Here is an 18,082-nt window from a genome sequence, read left to right as displayed (position 1 = left end):
TCCCGCCCGTCGGGGACCGGGTCCTGGGGGCCGCCCGCAAGGCGCGCAGGGGGTTAGGGGCGGGGGGCCCGGCCTGCGCGGCGGCGGGGGGCCGCGGGGCACCCGAGGGGTTTCCGGCGGCCCGCCCCCGTTCAGCGCGCGGTCTGTGTGTGGACGTACTCCACGAGCCGGGTGAGGGAGTCCGGGGTCATCGACGGCATGACGCCGTGCCCGAGGTTGAAGATGTGTCCCTCCAGGCCGGCGGCGGCGTCGAGCACCTCGCGGGTCTTCTCCTCGACCGTGGCGGTCGGGGCGAAGAGGACGGCCGGGTCGAGGTTGCCCTGGAGCGCCTTGCCGGGGCCGACGCGGCGGGCGGCCTCGTCCAGGGAGACGCGCCAGTCGACGCCCACGACGTCCGCTCCGGCCTCGCCCATGAGGCCGAGCAGCTCGCCGGTGCCCACGCCGAAGTGGATGCGCGGGACACCGTAGGAGGCGACCGCGTCGAAGACCTTGGCGGAGGCGGGCATCACCGAGCGGCGGTAGTCGGCGGGGGACAGCGCGCCGACCCAGGAGTCGAAGAGCTGGACGGCCGAGGCGCCCGCCTCGATCTGGACCTTGAGGAAGGCGCCGGTGATCTCCGCGAGCCGGTCCACGAGGTCGGCCCAGAGCTCCGGGTCGCCGTACATCATGGCCTTGGTGTGCTCGTGGTTGCGGGACGGACCGCCCTCCACGAGGTAGCTGGCGAGCGTGAACGGGGCACCCGCGAAGCCGATGAGCGGGGTCTCGCCGAGTTCGGCGACGAGCATCCGGACGGCCTCGGTGACGTACGGGACGTCCTCGGGCGTGAGATCGCGCAGCCGGGCCAGGTCGGCGCGGGTGCGGATCGGGTCGGCGATCACGGGGCCGACGCCGGGCTTGATGTCCAGGTCGATGCCGATGGCCTTGAGCGGTACGACGATGTCGCTGTAGTAGACGGCGGCGTCGACCTTGTGGCGGCGCACCGGCTGCAGCGTGATCTCGGTGACCAGCTCCGGCATCGCGCAGGAGTCGAGCATCGCGATGCCCTCACGGACCTTCAGGTACTCCGGCAGGGACCGCCCGGCCTGCCGCATGAACCAGACCGGGGTGTGCGGCACCGGTTCGCGCCGGCACGCCTTCAGGAACACCGAGTCGTGGGTGGCGGAGGTCGTCGTCAGCTGGCCCGAGGGGCGTTCGTTGGCACTCACGCACAGAATCTTCGCACGAAGCCCCAAGGAGCACGGTCCCACCAGGGTGTCTCTCCCTGCGCGCGGCCCGCGTTCCGCCTACTCTTCCCGGCATGGCTCCGGCGCAGGAACAGTTCTCCGATCATTCCGACCCGACCTCCCAGAAGGACGGTGCGGAGAGCAAACCCACTCCGCCCGGGTTCCGGTCGGCGGTCGAGGCGCTGCGCTCGGTGCGGCTCCGGCCCGAGCTGGAGATCGAGGTGACCAAGCCACCGCAGCGACTGGCCCCGCACGCCTATGCCCTGGAGGCGGCGGTGGTGGACGGCGACGAGGATCTCGCGGACGGCCGCCTGGTCCTGCTGCACGACCCGGCCGGTCATGAGGCCTGGCAGGGAACGTTTCGCCTGGTGACGCTCGTACGGGCGGAACTGGAGCCGGAGATGGCCGCCGACCCGCTGCTGCCCGAAGTGTGCTGGTCCTGGCTGACGGGCGCCCTGGAGGCGCGCGGCCTCTCCTACGGGTCGGCGGGCGGCACGGTCACCCGGGCGGGGTCGCACTACTTCGGCGAGCTCGGCAGCCGCCGGCCCGCGACCCAGATCGAGATCCGCGCGTCCTGGACGCCCGGCGAGGGCCCCGGCGGTGTCCCCGACACGGCCGGTCACCTGACGGCCTGGGGCGACCTGCTCTGCCAGATCGCCGGTCTGCCGCCGTCCGGTCCGACCGACGCGACGGTGGTCACCCTGCCGCAGCGGCGGGGGCCTCAGGCCTCGTAGGCGGCGCGGCGGTCCGGCAGACCGCGCCCGGAGCCCCGAACCTCCGACGCCCCGACGCCCCGAACTTCCGGGCCTTCGGGCCTCCGGCGCACCGCACCTCCGCGCCGCGAACCGGGGTCCCTGCGGCCCCGGGAGCCCGGAATCCCACCGCCCCGACGCTTTCACGAACAGGCCCGGCCGATCGCCGGTCCCACTGTCATACAATCGATCGTGCGTCCGATTTGCCCGAATTGTTACTCACCAAATCGTGATCTTCCTCTAAAGGAGGACGGGTCTGCTGCCGAAGAGGTCAATGACCCTTCAAGCATGGTTCGCCCCGGCTTCATCCCCGAGCCGGCCCGTCCCGCCACTCCCCCAGGAGGCCTGGTGTCCGTTCTCCTAGAGCAGCCCGCAAGCCTGGTCGCCTACCGCCCGAACAAGCCGACGGCCATGGTCGTCGTGGCCGACCCGCGCGTCCGTTCCACCGTGACCCGCCATCTGTGGGCCCTCGGAGTTCGTGACGTCATCGAGGCGTCGTCCATCGCGGAGGCCCGCCCCCGCGTCGGCAACCCGCGCGACATCTGCGTTGCCGACGTCCACCTGCCCGACGGTTCCGGGCTGACCCTGCTGTCCGAGACCCGAGCCGCAGGCTGGCCGAACGGTCTCGCCCTCTCCGCCGCCGACGACATCGGTGCCGTGCGCAACGCCCTCGCGGGCGGCGTCAAGGGCTACGTCGTCACCGGCACCCGTACCAACATCGGCCACCCCAACCGACCCGGCGTCGCCCCCATCGGCGCCAACGCCGCCCGTATGCACCGCCGGCCCCCCGGCTCCCCGAGCCACCCGGGCGGCTACCGCGAACTGTCCGGCCGCGAGGTGGAGGTGCTCCGCCTGGTCGCCGAAGGCCAGTCCAACAAGGCCATCGGCGTCTCGATGGGTCTCTCCGCCCTCACGGTCAAGTCCCACCTCGCCCGCATCGCCCGCAAGCTCGGCACCGGAGACCGCGCCGGAATGGTCGCCGTCGCCCTGCGGACCGGCATCATCCACTGACCACCCCCTCCGGCACCTGCGGGAATTGCGGGATCCGGCCGGTTTTACGCGCCCGACACCCGACGACGGAACGTTCCGTCGTCGGGTGTCGCGCATACACGGATACCCTTGACGGGTGACCGACGCCCAAGAGACCGCAGCAGACACGACACTGCGAACCACCGGGGGCGCTCCCCCGGACGACGTCGCCCCGGCGCCGATCCCCTTGCTGGAACCGCGCGAGGGCATTCCGCCGGTGGTGGCGGACGACGACGCCCTCGCCCGGGTGATCGCCGCCTTCGCCGCGGGCAGCGGCCCGGTGGCCGTCGACGCCGAACGTGCCTCCGGCTACCGGTACGGCCAGCGGGCCTACCTCGTGCAGCTGCGCCGCGAAGGCGCGGGCAGCGCGTTGGTCGACCCCGTCGGCTGCCCCGACCTGTCCGGTCTCGGCGAAGCACTCACCGGCACCGAGTGGATCCTGCACGCCGCCACGCAGGATCTCCCCTGCCTGCGCGAAATAGGCATGCTCCCCACCTCCCTCTTCGACACCGAGCTCGCCGGACGGCTGGCCGGGTTCCCCCGGGTCGGCCTCGGCGCGATGGTCGAGAACGTGCTCGGGTTCGCGCTGGAGAAGGGCCACTCGGCCGTCGACTGGTCCACCCGGCCGCTCCCCGACCCGTGGCTGCGCTACGCCGCGCTCGACGTCGAGCTCCTGATCGACCTGCGGGACTCGCTGGAGAAGGAGCTGGACCGCCAGGGGAAGCTGGAGTGGGCCCATCAGGAGTTCGACGCCATCGCGTCGGCCCCGCCCGCTCCGCCGCGCAAGGACCCGTGGCGCCGCACCTCCGGCATGCACAAGGTGCGCAGGCGTCGCCAGCTGGCCGTCGTACGCGAACTGTGGGAGACCCGCGACCGGATCGCCCAGCGGCGCGACGTCTCACCCGGCAAGGTGCTCGGCGACGGGGCGATCGTGGAGGCCGCGCTCGCGGTGCCCGCCAACGTCCAGGCCCTGTCGGCCCTCCCCGGATTCGGACACCGGGTGAACCGGCGCCAGCTGGAGCAGTGGCAGGCCGCCGTGGACCGCGCCAAGGCGCTGCCGGAGTCCGAGCTGCCACAGCCGGGCCAGCAGCTCACGGGCCCGCCGCCGCCGCGCGCCTGGGCGGACAAGGACCCCGCCGCCGCGGACCGGCTGACGGCCGCCCGCGGGGCCGTCTCCGACCTCGCCGAGCGGCTGCACCTGCCTCCGGAGAACCTCATCACCCCGGACACCGTGCGCCGGGTCTGCTGGGAGCCGCCGAAGAGCGCCACCCCGGGCGCGGTCGAGGACCTGCTCGCGGGGTACGGCGCACGGCGCTGGCAGATCGGGCTGGTGGCCCCGCTGCTGCTGGACGCGCTGAAGGCGGGCGCGGCTTCCTGACGCCGCACGGCATCGCACCACCGCAGCCCGGTCACGGCCGCACAGCGACAGAGCGCAACGACACCCCCGGTCACCGGATTCACGGGCGCCCGGGGGTGTCGTCGTACCCGGGGCCGCCCCCGCACCGCCACTTCGGGTGCCGCGAGGATCGAAATCACGCCAGGTTGGAGGAGCGCGCCGGCGGTTCGGCGGCCACCGGACACGCGTCCCGGGCCGCCCCGCGGCCGTGACCACCTGTGTGACCTTCGACGCTCCGGCCACAGGGGGTGGGCAGTCTGGTTACCCGCGAGTAGCATGAGGGCGGGCGGCACGCTTCCGGGCGTGCCCCGCAGCAGTGCCATCCCGCACCCTGGAGGAGAGCCATCGTGCCTCGTACCATCCGGGACGTCGTCTTCGTCGACGGCGTCCGCACCCCGTTCGGCAAAGCGGGCCCGAAGGGCATCTACCACGAGACCCGCGCCGACGATCTCGTCGTGAAGGCCATCCGGGAGCTGCTGCGCCGCAACCCGGACCTGGACCCCGCATCGATCGACGAGGTCGCCATCGCCGCGACCACCCAGATCGGCGACCAAGGCCTCACCCTCGGCCGGACCGCCGGAATCCTGGCCGGTCTGCCGCAGTCCGTCCCCGGCTACTCGATCGACCGCATGTGCGCGGGCGCGCTGACCGCCGTCACCACGACGGCCGGCTCCATCGCCTTCGGCGCCTACGACGTCGTCGTGGCCGGCGGTGTCGAGCACATGGGCCGGCACCCGATGGGCGAGGGCGTGGACCCGAACCCGCGCTTCGTGTCGGAGAAGATGGTCGACGAGTCCGCCCTCTTCATGGGCATGACCGCCGAGAACCTGCACGACCGCTACCCGCAGATCACCAAGGAGCGCGCCGACGCCTACGCCGTGCGCTCGCAGGAGAAGGCCGCCAAGGCGTACGCCGACGGCAAGATCCAGCAGGACCTGGTGCCGATCTCGGTGCGCCGCACCAACGCCGAGGCCGGTGAGACCGGCTGGGGTCTGGTCACCGCGGACGAGCCGATGCGCCCGGGCACCTCGATGGAGTCCCTCGCGGGCCTCAAGACCCCGTTCCGCCCGCACGGCCGTGTGACGGCCGGCAACGCGGCGGGGCTGAACGACGGCGCCACCGCCTCGCTGCTCGCCGCCGAGGACGTCGCCCGCGAGCTCGGCCTGCCGGTCCGGATGCGCCTGGTGTCGTACGCCTACGTGGGCGTAGAGCCGGAGGTCATGGGCTACGGCCCCATCCCGGCGACCGAGAAGGCGCTGGCCAAGGCCGGTCTGACCATCGACGACATCGGTCTCTTCGAGGTCAACGAGGCGTTCGCCGTCCAGGTGCTCGCCCTGCTCGACCACTACGGCATCGCCGACGACGACCCGCGCGTCAACCAGTACGGCGGCGCCATCGCGTACGGCCACCCGCTCGCCTCCTCCGGCGTCCGTCTGATGACGCAGCTGGCCCGCCAGTTCGAGGAGCAGCCGGAGGTCCGTTACGGCATCACCACGATGTGCGTGGGCTTCGGCATGGGCGCCACGGTCATCTGGGAGAACCCGCACTTCGACGCCGACGGAGGCACCAAGTGAGCTCCACCACCGAGCTTCTGAAGGGGGCGGCCGAGCTCTTCCCGGGCGAGGTCGTCACCCAGGCGCACGTACGCCACCTCGACCTCCCGGCGGGCGCGGGCAGGTTCGCCCTCATCACGCTGGACAACGGCCTGGACCACACCAAGCCGACCACCTTCGGCCCGCAGTCGCTGGCCAACCTGGACGCTGCGATCGACCAGGTCGAGAAGGAGGCGTCCGAGGGCTCGATCGTCGGCGTCGGCATCACCGGCAAGCCGTTCATCTTCGCCGTGGGCGCGGACCTCAAGGGCCTCGAAATCCTCAAGAACCACGAGGACGCGGTGCGGATCGGCAAGGGCGGCCACGACGTCTTCCGCCGCCTCTCCTCCCTCGCGGTCCCGACGTTCGCGTACTACAACGGCGCGGCGATGGGCGGCGGGGTCGAGGTCGGCCTGCACTGCTCGTACCGCACCGTCTCCAAGGCGGTCCCCGCCTTCTCGCTGCCCGAGGTCTTCCTCGGCCTGGTGCCCGGGTGGGGCGGCTGCGCGCTGCTGCCGAACCTGATCGGCGCCGACCGCGCGGTCTCGGTCATCGTCGAGAACTCGCTGAACCAGAACCGCCAGCTCAAGGGCGCGCAGGTCTTCGAGCTCGGCATCGCCGACGCGCTCTTCGACGGCGCGGACTTCCTGGAGCGTTCACTCGTCTGGACCGCCGGCGTCCTGACCGGCGGGACGGTGGTCGAGCGCGCCGAGATCGACCGCGGCGACGCCTGGGACCAGGCCGTCGCGCGCGGCCGGGCCATCGCGGACTCCAAGGTGCACGGCGCGGCCCCGGCCGCCTACCGCGCGCTGGAGATCATCGCCGCCGCCAAGGACGGCGATCTGGGTGCCGGCTTCGACGCCGAGGACCAGGCGCTCGCCGACCTGATCATGAGCGGTGAGCTGCGCTCCGGCCTGTACGCCTTCAACCTGGTGCAGAAGCGTGCCAAGCGCCCGGCCGGCGCTCCGGACAAGAGCCTGGCCCGTCCGGTCACCAAGGTCGGTGTCGTCGGCGCCGGTCTGATGGCCAGCCAGCTCGCGCTGCTCTTCCTGCGCCGCCTGGAGGTACCGGTCGTCCTCACGGACATCGACCAGGCGCGCGTCGACAAGGGTGTGGGCTACGTCCACGCCGAGATCGACAAGCTGCTCGGCAAGGGCCGCATCAACCAGGACAAGGCCAACCGCCTCAAGGCCCTGGTGACCGGCGTGCTGGACAAGGCGGAGGGCTTCTCCGACGCCGACTTCATCATCGAGGCCGTCTTCGAGGAGATCGGCGTCAAGCAGCAGGTGTTCGCGGAGGTCGAGGCGGTCGCCCCGGCGCACGCGATCCTCGCCACCAACACCTCCTCGCTCTCGGTCACCGAGATGGCGTCGAAGCTGAAGAACCCGGAGCGGGTCGTCGGCTTCCACTTCTTCAACCCGGTCGCGATCCTCCCGCTGCTGGAGATCGTGCGCGGCGAGCGGACCGACGACGCGGCGCTGGCGACGGCGTTCGGCGTGGCCCGGAAGCTGAAGAAGACCGCGGTGCTGGTGAAGGACGCCCCGGCGTTCGTCGTCAACCGCATCCTCACCCGCTTCATGGGCGAGATCCAGAACGTCATCGACGAGGGCACCCCGGTGGCCGTCGCCGAGCGCGCCGTCGAGCCGCTCGGCCTGCCGATGTCGCCCCTGGTCCTCCTGGAGCTGGTGGGCCCGGCGATCGGTCTGCACGTCTCCGAGACCCTGCACCGCGCGTTCCCGGAGCGCTTCACCGTCTCCGCGAACCTCGCGGCGGTCGTGAAGGCCGGAAAGCGCGGCTTCTACGTCTACGACTCCGGCAAGCCGGAGCTGGACCCCGAGGTCGCCGCTCTCCTGGAGCAGGGCGACACCGTCCTGACGGAGGAGCAGACCCGTGACCGTGTCCTGGACGCGGTGGCCGAGGAGATCGGCCTGATGGTCGACGAGGGCGTCGTCGCCGAGGCGCAGGACATCGACCTCTGTCTGATCACCGGCGCGGGCTGGCCGTTCCACCTGGGCGGCATCACGCCGTACCTGGACCGGGCGGGCGTCTCCGAGCGGGTGAACGGCAAGCCGTTCCTGGCACCGGGCGTGGCGAGCGTGCCGGCGTAACACCCGGTTTCCGTCGTGGACGGGCCGTACGGGGAAGTCTTCCGTACGGCCCGTCCGCGTGCGGGTGGGCCGGGTGCCGGGGCGAGGTGGCAGGATGTTCCTTTCCCCTCGGATCGGACGGCGGCCGCACGAACATGACGGACCCACTGCCTCGTCCCGGGCGCCGGGCCCTGCTGGTGGCGGGCGGCGGGACCTTGCTGGCCGCAGCCGGCGGCGCGCTGCTCGGCCGCTCCTCAGGTGCGGGCACCGCCGGACCTCCTCCTGCCGGGGCGGTCGGCGAGTTCGACGTGTCGGGGGCGGCCGAGGACCTGCCGCTCAGCCCGCTGCGACACGTGTCGGGCCCGCAGTCCCTCTCCTATCCGGACGGCGGCGGGGCTCTGTACGTCCTCCAGGTCGTACCCGCCTCGGTACGGCTCGGGGACGAGGACCGCGCTCCCGGCGGCCGGGAACGGCGACTGGCCGGGGACCTGTGCGTCTCCCGGCTCTCCGCCTCCGGCGAGCTGACGGCGAGCATGCATCTGCGGGGGTTCGGGCACGGGATGTCGTTCGGCGTCGAGCCCGTGGGCGGGGACGTCTTCCTCTGGGTGGAGTCGGACGCCGATCCGGAAACGGGATACGGCCGGGCCGTGGCCCGCGTCCGCTTCCGGGACGGCGCCGTGGTGGACAGTTCCTCGGACGAGGTACGCCACCACCGCCCGTACCCCGGCGCCCGCAAAGTGCATCCCACCCTCGACCTCGCGCACCGTCGCGTCCTGGTGAGTCACTGGACGGGACGGACGCACCGGTACTCGGTCCATGCCATGGACGACTTCGCCGCCGGGCGCCACGAGCCCCTGTGGACTCTGGAAGACACCGCCCTGCGGAGCGGAGAGACCTTCCAGGGGTGCGCGCTGCGGGGGCGGCTCGTCTACCAGCTGACCGGAAAGCACTACACCGACGAGCGGGGCGCCAATCCGCCGTCCGGTGGCGGTGACACCTACGTGTCCGCGCTCGACGTGCGGACGGGCCGGACCGTGGGGCGCCGGAAGGTGACGGTGGCCCCGGACCTGGAGTTCCGCGAGCCGGAGGGTATCGCCGTGCGTCCCGGTGCCCGTCCTGAGCTCTGCGTCGCCTTCTCGGTCAAGACGCCGGGCCGCCGCGACATCGCGGTCTTCTCGTGTCCCGCGTGGGCCGGGGCGCGTCCCGCCGCGCCGTCCGCCCGCACGACCCGTTCGTGACGGACCGCACACGACCCCTCACCGGCCGGACGCCGGTTGGTAACTGTTCGGCATCTAACTACTACCATCTGATCCTTTTTTGCTGTTGAACGTTCACTAAAAGCTTCATGAGTGTTTAAAGTTCGATCGGATGCTTCGCAATCTCCTCACTTGTTGTTCGCGTGCCGTTCTCATTACGGCCCGATCGCGGTGACACGTGCGACCTCCTGACCGCATCGGCGACGTAGCCGCGCGTCACGCGCCCCGCGCCACGCACAGATCATGAAGGAGGGCCCTGCCACAGATGGGCAAGGCACAACGTCAGGCCGCACTGGGCTTCCTCATCACGGCGGTCCTGGTCCTCAGCTTCCTCGCCATGCTGGTGGCGGTCGTCATGGCCTCGCTCCCGGTCTTCGCCGGTGCGGCGGCCGCCAGTTACGCGGCCGACCTGGCACTGCACTCCTCCGACTCGTCGACACTCGACCGCCTCCGGGACTCCCGCTTCGGTCTCACCATCCGCTTCCTGATCCGGCAGTTCCTGCTGCTGGCCCTGTGCGGTTCGATCGGCGACCTCGACTCGTTCGTCATCCAGATGACCTCGGTCGGGCTGCTTCTCCTCTTCTTCCTGCAGCTCGTCTACGGCGCTCTGCTCAAGCGGGTGAAGTCCGAACGCGCCGCGCTCCCCTTCACCACCCGCGGACTCGACATGGACGCGCTGGGGATCCGGCGGCTGCCGCACCCGTTCCTGATGGACAAGTACGTCCGTAAAACCCTGCACCTGGACATACCGCTCGTCGGCGGGGCTCTCGCCACGGTCGGCACCGGCCGCTGGGAGTTCGTGACCTTCGGAGCCATCGCCACGGTGTGGTTCGCGGCGGTGGCCGTCCTGATCCTGGTGCCCGGCGCCCGCAACGCGCTCGTCCTGCCGACCCCGGACGACGCCATCGGCGAACTGAACTGGCAGCTCGCGCAGTACCGGCCCCAGGTCGCCCTGTACTTCACCTTCGCCGCCGTCTCCCGGGACTTCATGTACCAGGTGAACATGTGGCTGGAGGCGCTGGAGTCACTGGAGCTGCGGCCCATCATCGTGCTCCGGGAACGGGCCACCCTGCGTTTCCTCGACGCCACGTCCGTACCCGTCGTCTGCGTCCCCAAGGCCGAGTACCTGGCACGGGTGGAGATGCCCGAACTCCGGGTCACGCTCTATCCCGGGAACGCCGGCAAGAACGTCCACATGCTCCAGCGCCACGAGGTGAAGCACGTCTTCATCGGCCACGGCGACAGCGACAAGCTCGCCAGCAGCAACCGTGTCAGCAAGGTCTTCGACGAGATCTGGGTGGCCGGGCGAGCCGGGCGCGACCGCTACGAGCGCATCAAGCACGCCGTCACGGCCCATCAGATCGTCGAAGTCGGCCGCCCCCAGCTGATGCCCCTGGAGCGCTGGAGCGGATCGGTCAGCCAGGACGTGCCCACCGTGATCTACGCCCCCACGTGGGAGGGCTGGACCGACGACGCCTGCTACACCTCCGTCATCCCGTCGGGCGAGCGCCTCATCCGGACGCTCCTCGCCGACGAGCGCAAGCTGCGGATCATCTACAAGCCCCACCCGTTGACGGGTACCCGCTCCCCCGCCGCCGCGGCCGCCCACCGGCGCATCATCTCGCTTCTGCAGGAGGACAACGCCGCCCGCTTCGGCCGCAAGGTTCTCGACTCGAAGTCCGCCGCACGGCAGCTGGCCCGGATCGACAAGAAGCTCGCCGCCCTCCAGGAACGTGGTGTCCGTTCGAGGTACCCGGACCTCACCGAGGAAGACCGGACCATCCGGATCCGCAAGCTCCGCGACCAGGCCGGCGCACTGCACTGGGACTCACTGCCGGTCGACGCCCACCAGGTGGTCACCGGCCGGGTGCCGACGCTGTACGACTGCTTCAACCACTCGGACATGCTGATCGGCGACATGTCGAGCGTGGTCTCCGACTTCGTGGCCACCCGCAAGCCGTACGCGATCTTCAACCTGGACGGCCTGCCGGACGACGAGTTCCGCAACGAACAGCGCACGGCCTACGCCTCGTACCTGATCGACGCGGAGTGCAACGGGCTGGAGACCGCGCTCACCGCCGTGTTCTCCCGGGACCAGGACGTCATGGCGCCCTACCGCGAGCAGCTCAAGGACTACCTGCTCGGTCCGGACAACCCGCCGTCCTCGTACCGGTTCGCCCGTGCGGCGACCGACCTCTATCTGCGGGGTCTGCGCGACTTCCCCATCGAGTACCCGCCACCTCCGGAGGCGATCACGCCTCCGGACGCGCCCGAACCCGACCGGCAGCCGCACCGGATCGCCTGACGCGAACGGCCCGGCCCGCCGTGACCGCGGCGGCACGCGGCAACCCATCTCCTACAGGGAGCACAGAACCTTGAGCACCAGCGCCACCCGTCGTCGTACCGTCGCCGTCATCCTCGCCGGCGGCACCGGACAGCGCGTCGGTCTCACCGTTCCCAAGCAGTTGCTCAAGATCGCGGGAAGATCGGTACTCGAACACACCCTGCACGTGTTCGAGAACGTCGACGAGATCGACGAGGTCGTCGTGCTGATGCCCCCGGACCATCGCGCGGAGGCCGAGAGGATCGTCGAGGGTGCGGGACTGACCAAGGTCTCCCGGGTGCTGGCCGGGGGCAGCACCCGCAACGGGACGACGGACCTCGCGATCGAGGCGATCGCCGCCGGCCTCGGCGACGAGGACTGCGACGTGCTGATCCACGACGCCGTGCGTCCGCTGCTCTCGCCCCGCGTGGTGAGGGACTGCGTGGCCGCACTGGAGCTCCACAGCGCCGTGGACGTGGCGATCCCGTCTTCCGACACCGTGATCGTCACGCGCACGCACGGCGGGGACGGCGAGTTCATCACCGAGGTGCCGGAACGCGGCCGGCTGCGGCGCGGCCAGACCCCGCAGGGTTTCCGGCTGTCCACCATCCGCGCCGCCTACCGGCTCGCCGCGGCCGACCCGCTCTTCCGTGCCACGGACGACTGCTCGGTCGTCGTCCGGTATCTGCCCGACGTGCCCGTGCACGTGGTCATGGGCGACGAGCACAACATGAAGATCACCCAGCCCGTCGACGTGTTCATCGCCGACAAACTCTTCCAGCTGGCGTCCACCACCGCCCCGGAGAGCGGTTCGGACTCCTTCTACCGGGGCGCCCTGGCCGGACGGACCCTCGTCGTGTTCGGCGGTACCGAGGGCCTCGGCGCCGACCTGGCGCGGCTGGCCGGGGGTTACGGGGCACACGTGCACGCCGTGGGCCGACCCGCCGACGGAGAGGACGCGGCGAGGGAACTCGCCGCCGCGCGCGCCGACACCGGCCGGATCGACTTCGTGGTGAACACCGCGAGCCGCCTCCCGGTCGGCCGGCTCGCGGAGACCGGCACCGCGGCGATCCAGGAGGCGCTGCGCACCCACTACCTCACGCCGGTCGCCACCGCCCGCGCCGCACACCCCCACCTGGCCCGGACGAAGGGGCAGTTGCTCCTCCTCACCGGAACCAGCTACACGCGCGGCCGGGCCGGCTACAGCCTGCACTCCTCCGCAAATGCGGCCATGGTCAACCTCACCCAGGCACTGTCCGAGGAGTGGGCCGAGGACGGCGTCCGGGTCAACTGCCTGAATCCCGAAAGGGTTTCGAGCGGAAGCGGCCTGCGCAGCGGTGCGGGACTGCACGAGGACGCGTCGCCGTCCCCGCGCGCGGCGGCGCGCAGCGCGCTGGACGTGCTGCTCTCGGGCATGTCCGGCCGGGTGATCGACGTACGGACCGCTTCCCCCGCCCCGCAGGGCTCGGCGTTCGACGCGGCGCTCTCGCAGATCCTCGACGCGTCCGAGGACCGTACGGCGCTCTGAGCGCGACGCACTGAGCCAGAACCAGCCCACAGCAGTCCCGGTGGGGTCATCGGGACGCAATCGGGAGCCCGGCCGGACCGGCCACCCCCAGGAGGACCTCATGAAGATCGCGTTCCTGATGTTCAGCGCGTACGGGCAGGCCGGCACGTCCGTCGCCACCCAGACGCTGGCCAATTCCCTTGCCGCCCGGCAGCACGACGTCGAGCTGGTGAGCCTGTTCCAGTACCACGACGCGCCTCCGCTGCGCTACGCGCCGGGGGTGTCCCTGCGCAGCCTGATGGACACCCGCAACGGCTCCGCCGACCTCGACGAACCGCTGCACTCGGTCCCGTCCGACCACTGCGCCGGGTTCAAGCCGGACGACCGCAACCGTTACAGCCGCCTGGTGGACGAGCGCGCCGCCGCCTACCTCGCCGGCTGCGACGCGGACGTGGTCATCGCGACCGCCCCGAACACCGTCACGCTGCTTGCGGTCTTCGGGACGGGGGCGTACATCACGCTGGGACAGGCGCACACGCACTACCACCACCAGTCCCCCGGCTCGCGGAAGGCGCTGGACGCCGCCATCCCGAAGCTGGACGCGTTCGTCACGGTGACCTCCCGGGACGCCCGGACGCACCAGGACGCGTACGGGGCGGTGGGAACCGTCTTCCACGCCATCCCCAACGCCGTCCCCGGCACCACCCTCCGGTCGGACGTGCGCGGTTCGCGCATCGTGACCTCCTCCGGCCGGATGGTGGACTGGAAGCGGTTCGACCTGCTGATCACCGCGTTCGCCCAGCTCGGCCGGAGGCACCCCGACTGGACCCTGCGCATCTTCGGCAGCGGCGCGGAGAAGGCGGCGCTGCGCAAGCAGATCGACGACCTCGGCGCGAACGACCGCATCCTCCTCATGGGGCACACCAAGCACCTGCGGGAGGAACTGGCGAAAGCCGCGCTGCACACCTCGACCTCCACCGACGAGACGTTCGGCCTCACCATCGTCGAGGCGATGACCTGCGGAGTGCCCGTGCTCAGCACGGCGGGTCCGCACGGCCCCTGCGAGATCATCACCGACGGGGTGGACGGGAGACTGTCCCCGGTCGGCGACGCGGACGCCTTCGCCAAGAACCTGGACCTGCTGATGAGCGACGCCGAGCTGCGCGCACAGCTCTCCGCGAACGCGCTGGAGGCGTCCACCCGTTACAGCAACGAGGAGCAGGCGAAGACGTACGAGAACTTCCTGGCCGGTCTGCTGACGGCCCGGGACTTCCGTCCGGAGGCGCTCTGCCGGTCCACCGCGGCGGGCGACCTGGAGTTCGCCGTCGATCCGGCGACCGCCCCCGGGGGCCACTTCACGGTGCTCTGCGTCAACGCGGCGGACGGCCGCCAGGCGCTGCTGGCAGCGCAGGCGGAACGCGCGGTGGACGGGCGTCTCTACGCCGTCGTCCCGGCCCGGCTCCGGCTGGCCCCCGGCACCTGGAACGTGCTGCTGCGCCGCGAGGACGACGGTGTGATGCGCCGGGTGAAGGTCCGTGAGCTCCAGCAGTCCACGAACTCGCTGATCTCGTCTGGGTCCCACACCGGCCCGGTGCGGTTCCGTACGGTGACGCGCTCCGAGGACGAGTGCCTCCAGATCGTCTCGCGCGAGTTCGCCGCCCACGCGGAGGTGCTGTCCGTCGAGACGGCGGGTCCCCACCTCACGGTGCGGGTCTTCGCGCTGGGGGTCGCCGCGCTGCCGGGCGGACCGCAGGTGGACCTGGCGGGCCAGGGAGCGCAGGTGATCGCGCAGAGCCGCAAGAACGCGGACGCGCAGGTGCTGATCCCCTGCGCGTTCTCGGAGGGGTCGGCGAGCTTCACCGTCGATCTCCAGCAGTACGGCGACCGGATGATCGACCACGACTCCATCTGGGACCTGTCGCTGAGCATTCCGGGGAACCTGACGGTCTCGGGCGAGTCCCACCGGCTGCGACTGGGACGGTTCGGTGACGAGATCATCAAGCGCAAGCCCGTCAACGTCTACCCGAAGCGGACCGTCACCACGTCCGGGGGTCGCGCGGTCGCCTTCCATCCGTACTACACCGACAGCAATTACCTGTCGATCGGCCTGAAGCTCGCGTCCTGACGTGGTGTTCTCCCTGTGTTCCACGGCTCCGGGGCGGGGCGGCCCGGTCTCCCGGCGCGGCCTCGCCCCCGCGCCGGTCCCGGGCACACCGCCGGTCCCGGCCGTGCCGGTCGCGGGCGAACCGGTCTCAGCCGGTGGGCCGCACGAGGGTGGCCGGCTCCATCGCCAGGCCCGGTTCGGGGCGTTGCCTCGCGACGCGGAGGGCGCCGTCTCGGTCGATCAGGGCGAGCACCACGCGCCCGTCCGCGTCGTGGGCGAGGGCGGGTGCTCCGGCGGAGCGCTCGCCCGTCGGCGACCACCACACGCCGGCTCCCTCGTTCTCCGTCCCGCACGCGGTGAGCATGATCCCGCCTTCGTCGTCCCGGTGGGCGAGCACCGTGCAGTCGTAACCGTCGAGGAGGGCCCGCAGAACAGCGGGCCGACCGGTGACGGGCGAGCTGCCGAGGGGAATGGCCCAGGCGCCGGGGCGGTGGGCGAAGAGGCCTTGGGCGCCCGCGTCGTCCCAGTAGTAGGTGAGGACGTCGGGCGAGGTCTCCAGGGCGACGACGGTGCCGGGCACATGGCCGAACGGGATGTCGTGGTCCTCGGTGAAGTCTCCGCCCGGCTGCTTCTGAGTCCAGCGTCTGACCGATCCGGAGGTTCCCGGGCTTCCGGGCGCCACGGGGGCCAGGGCCTCGATCCGGCCGGCCGCGGTCGCCGCGAGTACGGCGCCGTCACCGAGCCCCTTGCCCAGCGCCGTCCACCCGGTCCACTTGCCGCCGTTCTGTTCCCGGCGCAGCAGGAGTCCTCCGTCGGCGTCGCGGACGAGGACGTGGAGCAGTCCGTCCGCGCCGGTGACCACGGCGGGCACGCCGACGCGGACGCCCTGCTCCCGGTCGCGGTGCGGGTTGCCCAGGGAGTGCCACGCCGTGACCGGCCGACCGGACTGGAACTGTGTGGCGTGGACCAGGTCGACGGTTTCGCCCTCCGCGCGGCGGGTCGAGCGGCGGGCGACGAAGTGCACGAATCCGGTGGGTCCCTGATGCACCGCCAGTCGGGCGACGCCCGGGGCGGGGAATGCCTCCGGCCCTGTCCAGTCCGGTCCGCCCGGGCGGACCTCGGTCCAGCGGAGCAATTCTCCGTCCCCGAGGGCGTAGGCGGAGAGCCTGCCGTCCTCGCCCCGTACGAGCCACTGGCCGTCAGCCGTGTCGCGTGCGGTGCGGGTACGTTCCGCAGGCTCGGAACGGACTTGGCGGGCGGAGGCCTTTCGCTGGGCGTCGCGCCCGGATCTGACCGGCATGGCGTGGAGTCGTCCTTCCCCGTGCTTCCCCGGCCGCGTCCGCAGGGGCTCTCGCGGCTCTCCGTCGAGGAGAGGACCGAACCCGATCATCATAGTTTCCCGGCCGTTTGGCCGAAAGGCACCCTCCGGCCAGGTACGTCCCTCTTGCGGGACGACCTCCGGGGAGGGTCGCGTAACGATCCGCAACCAGATTCGAAGATCATGCGAAGACTTTCCCCACATTCGAAAATATGTCTATAGTGCACGCTCTCTGTCCGGTGCACGCCCCCTCCTCACGGTGCACCTACGCGGACCGGCCCCACCCGAGTCCTCGCTCCCACCCCGGTCCTCGGCGGCCACGAGATCAAGGAACTCGAGCAGGATGAGCCACGACTCCGTTCCCCAGGACCAGGGACCCGCCCCGCGGGCCGGGTCCCGCAAGAAGAAGGCCCCGCGCAAGCGCCGCAGGGGCCTCAAGATCACGCTCGGCATCGTCCTCGTCCTGCTGATCGCGGCGGGCGGCACGGCCTACTGGATGTACCGGGACCTCGACAACAACATCACGTCCGTCGACATCGGCTCCAAGCTGGACGAGAAGGAGCGGCCGGAGAAGCTGCCGACGTCCGGGCAGAACATCCTCGTCCTCGGCTCGGACTCGCGGGCCGGGGCGGAGAACAAGGAGCTCGGTGGCGGCGGCAGCGTGAGCGGCGCGCGGTCCGACACGGCGATGGTGGTGCACATACCCGAGGGCCGCACCGAGGCCGTCGCGGTCTCCATACCCCGCGACACCCTGGTGACCAGGCCCGAGTGCGTCAAGGGCGACGGCTCCACGATGGCCTCCGCCGATCGCGTCATGTTCAACTCGGTCTACTCGCAGGTGGGTCCGGCCTGCGTCGTGAAGACCGTCGAGAAGATGTCCGGTGTGCGGATCGACCACTACCTGGAGATCAACTTCGCCGGCTTCAAGGGCCTCGTCGACGCCATAGGCGGCGTCACCGTCGAGGTCGACGAGCCCATCAAGGACAGTTCGTCCGGCCTGGACCTCTCCGCCGGTACCCACAAGCTCGACGGCACCGAGTCCCTCGCCTTCGTCCGGACCCGCCACGGCATCGGGGACGGCAGCGACCTCGGACGGATCGGCCTCCAGCAGCAGTTCATGTTCGCGCTGCTGAAGGAGGTCAAGAAGCAGGACCTGCTGGGCAGCCCCACCAAGTCGTACAAGATCGCCAGCGCCGCCACCGAGTCGCTCACCACCGACTCCAGCCTCGCCTCGCTGACCTCCCTCGCGAAGTTCGCCCGTTCGATGAACGGCGTCGACCCGTCGACCATGGAGACGATCATGCTGCCGGTCGCGTACGACAAGGCGGACCCGAACCGGGTGGTGGCCGCGCACCCGCAGTCCGACGACCTGTGGAAGGCGATCCGCACGGACGCCACCATCCCGGAGTCGGCCAAGAAGTCCCCGGCTACCGGAGGCTGACGGGTCGTCGTCACCACGTCGACCACCACGAAGGCGAAGAGGGTACCGATGTTC

The 18,082-nt window shown here is 71.2% G+C and carries 12 protein-coding genes; 10 read left to right on the top strand and 2 right to left on the bottom strand.

The annotated features are described in order from the left end of the window. Window positions 1–131 precede the first annotated feature (131 nt). Entirely contained in the window at window positions 132–1,205 is a 1,074-nt protein-coding gene (hemE, locus tag ACFWEP_RS17790) for a uroporphyrinogen decarboxylase (RefSeq protein ID WP_387371235.1), read from the bottom strand. Between the two features lie 92 nt (window positions 1,206–1,297). Between hemE and ACFWEP_RS17785 the strand changes: the two genes are divergently transcribed. The 9 genes from ACFWEP_RS17785 to ACFWEP_RS17745 all read left to right on the top strand — a co-directional run bounded on the left by ACFWEP_RS17785 (window position 1,298) and on the right by ACFWEP_RS17745 (window position 15,290). Further along, window positions 1,298–1,957, top strand: a complete 660-nt coding sequence (locus tag ACFWEP_RS17785) for a DUF3000 domain-containing protein (RefSeq protein WP_387371234.1) — start codon at window positions 1,298–1,300, stop codon at window positions 1,955–1,957. A 366-nt stretch (window positions 1,958–2,323) separates the two neighbouring features. Beyond that, the gene (locus tag ACFWEP_RS17780; protein ID WP_266710186.1) at window positions 2,324–2,986 is read left to right on the top strand and encodes a response regulator transcription factor; all 663 of its coding nucleotides are present in this window, start codon (window positions 2,324–2,326) and stop codon (window positions 2,984–2,986) included. A gap of 115 nt (window positions 2,987–3,101) precedes the next feature. Continuing rightward, entirely contained in the window at window positions 3,102–4,382 is a 1,281-nt protein-coding gene (locus ACFWEP_RS17775) for a ribonuclease D (protein ID WP_387371233.1), read from the top strand. Between the two features lie 365 nt (window positions 4,383–4,747). Further along, window positions 4,748–5,974, top strand: coding sequence for a thiolase family protein (locus tag ACFWEP_RS17770; RefSeq protein WP_387371232.1), 1,227 nt, complete (start codon window positions 4,748–4,750; stop codon window positions 5,972–5,974). Continuing rightward, window positions 5,971–8,100: a 3-hydroxyacyl-CoA dehydrogenase NAD-binding domain-containing protein gene (locus ACFWEP_RS17765; RefSeq protein ID WP_387371231.1), complete on the top strand. Its 2,130-nt coding sequence runs from the start codon at window positions 5,971–5,973 to the stop codon at window positions 8,098–8,100. The genes ACFWEP_RS17770 and ACFWEP_RS17765 overlap by 4 nt, the downstream gene beginning before the upstream one ends. A 134-nt stretch (window positions 8,101–8,234) precedes the next feature. Continuing rightward, window positions 8,235–9,317, top strand: a complete 1,083-nt coding sequence (locus tag ACFWEP_RS17760) for a signaling protein (RefSeq protein WP_387371230.1) — start codon at window positions 8,235–8,237, stop codon at window positions 9,315–9,317. A gap of 283 nt (window positions 9,318–9,600) precedes the next feature. Beyond that, complete coding sequence (locus ACFWEP_RS17755) at window positions 9,601–11,640, top strand: hypothetical protein (RefSeq protein ID WP_387371229.1); 2,040 nt, start codon at window positions 9,601–9,603, stop codon at window positions 11,638–11,640. A 70-nt stretch (window positions 11,641–11,710) separates the two neighbouring features. After that, window positions 11,711–13,186 (top strand): SDR family oxidoreductase, encoded by a 1,476-nt coding sequence (locus tag ACFWEP_RS17750; RefSeq protein WP_387371228.1) that lies wholly within the window; start codon window positions 11,711–11,713, stop codon window positions 13,184–13,186. 100 nt (window positions 13,187–13,286) lie between these two features. Beyond that, window positions 13,287–15,290: a glycosyltransferase gene (locus tag ACFWEP_RS17745; RefSeq protein WP_387371227.1), complete on the top strand. Its 2,004-nt coding sequence runs from the start codon at window positions 13,287–13,289 to the stop codon at window positions 15,288–15,290. A gap of 127 nt (window positions 15,291–15,417) precedes the next feature. Here the strand turns inward: ACFWEP_RS17745 and ACFWEP_RS17740 are convergent, their stop codons facing one another. Next, a complete protein-coding gene (locus ACFWEP_RS17740) occupies window positions 15,418–16,569 on the bottom strand; it encodes a hypothetical protein (RefSeq protein ID WP_387371226.1) in 1,152 nt (383 codons plus the stop codon). Window positions 16,570–16,930: 361 nt separating this feature from the next. Between ACFWEP_RS17740 and ACFWEP_RS17735 the strand changes: the two genes are divergently transcribed. Beyond that, window positions 16,931–18,028 carry an LCP family protein gene (locus ACFWEP_RS17735; RefSeq protein WP_387371225.1) on the top strand — a complete coding sequence of 366 codons (1,098 nt, stop codon included), beginning with the start codon at window positions 16,931–16,933 and terminating at the stop codon, window positions 18,026–18,028. The last annotated feature ends 54 nt before the right edge of the window (window positions 18,029–18,082 follow it).

Origin of the sequence: Streptomyces sp. NPDC060198, assembly GCF_042728415.1 — a bacterium.
GTDB lineage: Bacteria > Actinomycetota > Actinomycetes > Streptomycetales > Streptomycetaceae > Streptomyces.
The sequence above is the reverse complement of the archived record's forward strand: the minus strand, read 5'-3'. Positions and strand labels throughout refer to the sequence as shown.